Annotated in this window: 4 protein-coding genes and 3 pseudogenes; 6 read left to right on the plus strand and 1 reads right to left on the minus strand. The window is 43.9% G+C overall.

The features are described 5' to 3' along the window. A pseudogene (locus F6K37_RS37150) lies at positions 1 to 113 on the minus strand (FAD-binding protein); the annotation flags it as partial. Between the two features lie 16 nt (positions 114 to 129). On the opposite strand from F6K37_RS37150, the pseudogene F6K37_RS37155 reads away from it, so the two are divergent. The 6 genes and pseudogenes from F6K37_RS37155 to F6K37_RS37180 all read left to right on the plus strand — a co-directional run. Then, positions 130 to 591, plus strand: a pseudogene (locus F6K37_RS37155) (phage tail sheath protein); the annotation flags it as partial. 3 nt (positions 592 to 594) lie between these two features. Further along, positions 595 to 903, plus strand: a complete 309-nt coding sequence (locus F6K37_RS37160) for a phage tail sheath C-terminal domain-containing protein (protein ID WP_287256008.1) — start codon at positions 595 to 597, stop codon at positions 901 to 903. Positions 904 to 1198: 295 nt separating this feature from the next. Further along, positions 1199 to 1705 carry a hypothetical protein gene (locus F6K37_RS37165; RefSeq protein WP_008184357.1) on the plus strand — a complete coding sequence of 169 codons (507 nt, stop codon included), beginning with the start codon at positions 1199 to 1201 and terminating at the stop codon, positions 1703 to 1705. A gap of 33 nt (positions 1706 to 1738) precedes the next feature. After that, the gene (locus F6K37_RS37170) at positions 1739 to 2068 is read left to right on the plus strand and encodes a hypothetical protein (RefSeq protein ID WP_008184358.1); all 330 of its coding nucleotides are present in this window, start codon (positions 1739 to 1741) and stop codon (positions 2066 to 2068) included. 5 nt (positions 2069 to 2073) lie between these two features. After that, positions 2074 to 2235 carry a hypothetical protein gene (locus tag F6K37_RS37175; protein ID WP_154659786.1) on the plus strand — a complete coding sequence of 54 codons (162 nt, stop codon included), beginning with the start codon at positions 2074 to 2076 and terminating at the stop codon, positions 2233 to 2235. After that, positions 2207 to 2828, plus strand: a pseudogene (locus tag F6K37_RS37180) (hypothetical protein); the annotation flags it as partial. The gene F6K37_RS37175 and the pseudogene F6K37_RS37180, both read left to right, overlap by 29 nt.

Here is a 2828-nt window from a genome sequence, read left to right on the forward strand (position 1 = left end):
ACCCCTTTTGCCTGACCCTCTTCCAAAATCAGCTGCATAACGTACCACTCATCGTAGAGTTTGACACCGTTATGCCGGAGATTGTTCACCAGTTCATGCAAAATGGCGTGACCCGGTACGAGTGATGATTACGCTAGAAGTTTAGCTCTCCTAGAGAATGAAATCGTTAACATTGTGCTACTGGCTGGGCAAGATGTTACCACAACAGGGATGTCAACCGTTCTAGAAGGACACCTGAAGACAACAGCAGGAATCAAGCGAGAGCGCATTGGCATCATTGGTAGTGGCTTTAGCAATGGTAAAGATAGCTTAGACGATATTACTAAGCACACCATCAATAATGACCGCATCATTTTTACAGCACCGGGAATTTTGGTTTCATCTCAAGGAAAACAAAACAAGCTACCCGGTAGTTACCTAGCTGCTGCTGTGGCTGGGATGCTGTCTTCGTTGCCTGTACAAACCAGTCCCACTAACAAAACTCTAACAATTGAAGGTCTAACTACGGAATTTAACAGTACACAACTGGAAAAACTGGTCACAAAACGTGTTTTAACAGTAGAAAAACGGGCTGGATTTCGCATCGTTAAAGGAATAACCACCGATGATGGAGCCTGGAAGCAAATCACTACCAGACGGATTGTAGACTATGCAATCTACGGGGTTCGTAGCAGTTGCAATCCCTATATAGGTAAGTTGAATAATGAACGAGTGCGGGGAGCGATGAAAGCTACCTTGAATGCTTTCTTGACGCGCATGGTAGATAATGAAGCCTTGGTAAGTTATCAACTTGATGTATCAGCAACCCGCGCTCAAGAAAAAGAAGGGAAGGTGATGGTTACCATGACTCTGATGCCAACCTTTAGCATCGACTTTATCCAGGTGACGATGTATCTCCAATAAAAAAAGACAGTCAAGTCGCTTGACATGCAGGTCACGCTACGCGATCGCTCCAATTCAAAATTCAAAATTATTAATTCAAAATGACAATCAGTGGGGGCTTGTACCCGGAATTAAAAAATTGCAAAATTTGTTAAATTTTTAATTTTTAATTTTTAATTAATTTTTAATTTTTAATTTTTAATTTTTAATTTTTAATTTTTAATTTTTAATTCCCCAAAGGGGTCACGCACCATCAGCTGCCCTCACAACCAAGGATGAAAATCCTTAAATTTCGGAAATAGTTAGGAGGACTAGTATGCCCAATGTTAATGTCTTTCGCGGTTCTGATGCCTCGTTGGTTCTAGCTGTCGATGACAGTGAGTCAGTAGAAGGTAAACTTGCGGATAGTTTAATTGGTGAGTATGAATTTTCGAGTATAGTTGGCCGCTTACAGAACGTAACGGTCAAGGTGGAAAATGAGTTACGACCTTACCACGAAATTGGTAAGCGTTTCCCAACGGAGTTGCGTCCAGGAAATATCAATGTTTCTGGCTTCGTGCAACGAGCTCATGTTAATGGGGCTTTAATTCGGCTGCTGCTGGGTGATGGAGCAACAAGTCCTCCGCCAATTGCCGCCATTCCCCAACCTTCCTTTAATATCGTTATTGCCCTGAAAAATCCAGCCTTTCCTGACCAAAGTAGTACTCTTACTGTGTTCGGTGTTAAGTTTGAAAGCTGGAGTTTTCAATTACCTGAAGATGATTTTGTGATGGAAGGAGTTAGCTTTAAAGCTTTACGCATTAGTGCAGAAGAAAAAGGTTAACTAATGACAAATAACTAACTAATCAATGCTCAAATGGAACCAACACCAGAAGAACTCCTAGCTGGTTCTACCGTTATCTTTAATGTTGTGGTGCCTCCACATATCTTGCAACCTACTCAAAGCAATCAGCAGTCAGATCCTGATGTGGTTGTGCAGCTACGTCCTTTGACTATTGGTACCTTTGGGCTAATTATGAAAGCAGGGAAAAATGATCCAAGCTTAATTCCCTTGTTGATGATCAAGGAATCACTGGTAAAGCCAGCCCTTTCCTTAGAACAAGTCAAAACGATGCATCTGGGGTTGGTTAACTTTTTGATCGCTGAAATTAGACAAATCAGTGGGCTGACCGAAAAAAAAACCTAAATGGCTTGAGTGCTTCCCCATTGGTAAAAGCCAGCTACCGTTTAGCCCGTGCATTTGGCTGGACTCCCCAACAAGTGCAAGCAATGACCATGGGGCAAGTCTCGATCTACTTACAAATGTTAGATGAGGAAGTTAGTGATGGCGATTCCTGGGGAAAGCTCTCCTAATATCAATCAGGCTCTGGTCGTTCTTGGGGAATCCCTACGTAGTGAGTTTCAAGCCTTGATTGGTGAATACACCGCAGGGGGATTAGCTGGGAATTATTTGACCAGTGAAGATTGCTCCGAACTCCGCTGTTTAGAGAAAGTTGTATCTCAGGTTGGACAGCTAAGTGAGGAATTCACAGCTTTGGAGACGTGGCTAACTTCCGGGTTTATCCCAAAAGGTTTAGCAACTCCGATTGATGCTGATTCTGAGTATGATTGCGCCCCCCTAGCCCCCCAGCGAGCAATCCCTCGCTGGGGGGAACAAAACTCTCAAAGTCCCCCGAGCGAGCAATCCCTCGCTCGGGGGGATTTAGGGGGCTTTTCCCAAACCAGACCATCGCCCATTCATACTTCAATTCAGCAACACCCAACTCCTAATCCAACTATGGAGGATAGTTGGTCAACACCAGTCGGTGGCGATCAGGTAAGCCAGGGGAATAATAGCGACGTTTTCGTTAATTCAGGGGATGTACAATTCTCTAGGGTGGAATCAGGGGCTACAAGAAGGCAGAAGGCAGAAGGCACAGGGCAGAAGGTGCCCACAACTACTCCTG

Source organism: Moorena sp. SIO4E2 (assembly GCF_010671945.1).
Lineage (GTDB): Bacteria > Cyanobacteriota > Cyanobacteriia > Cyanobacteriales > Coleofasciculaceae > Moorena > Moorena producens.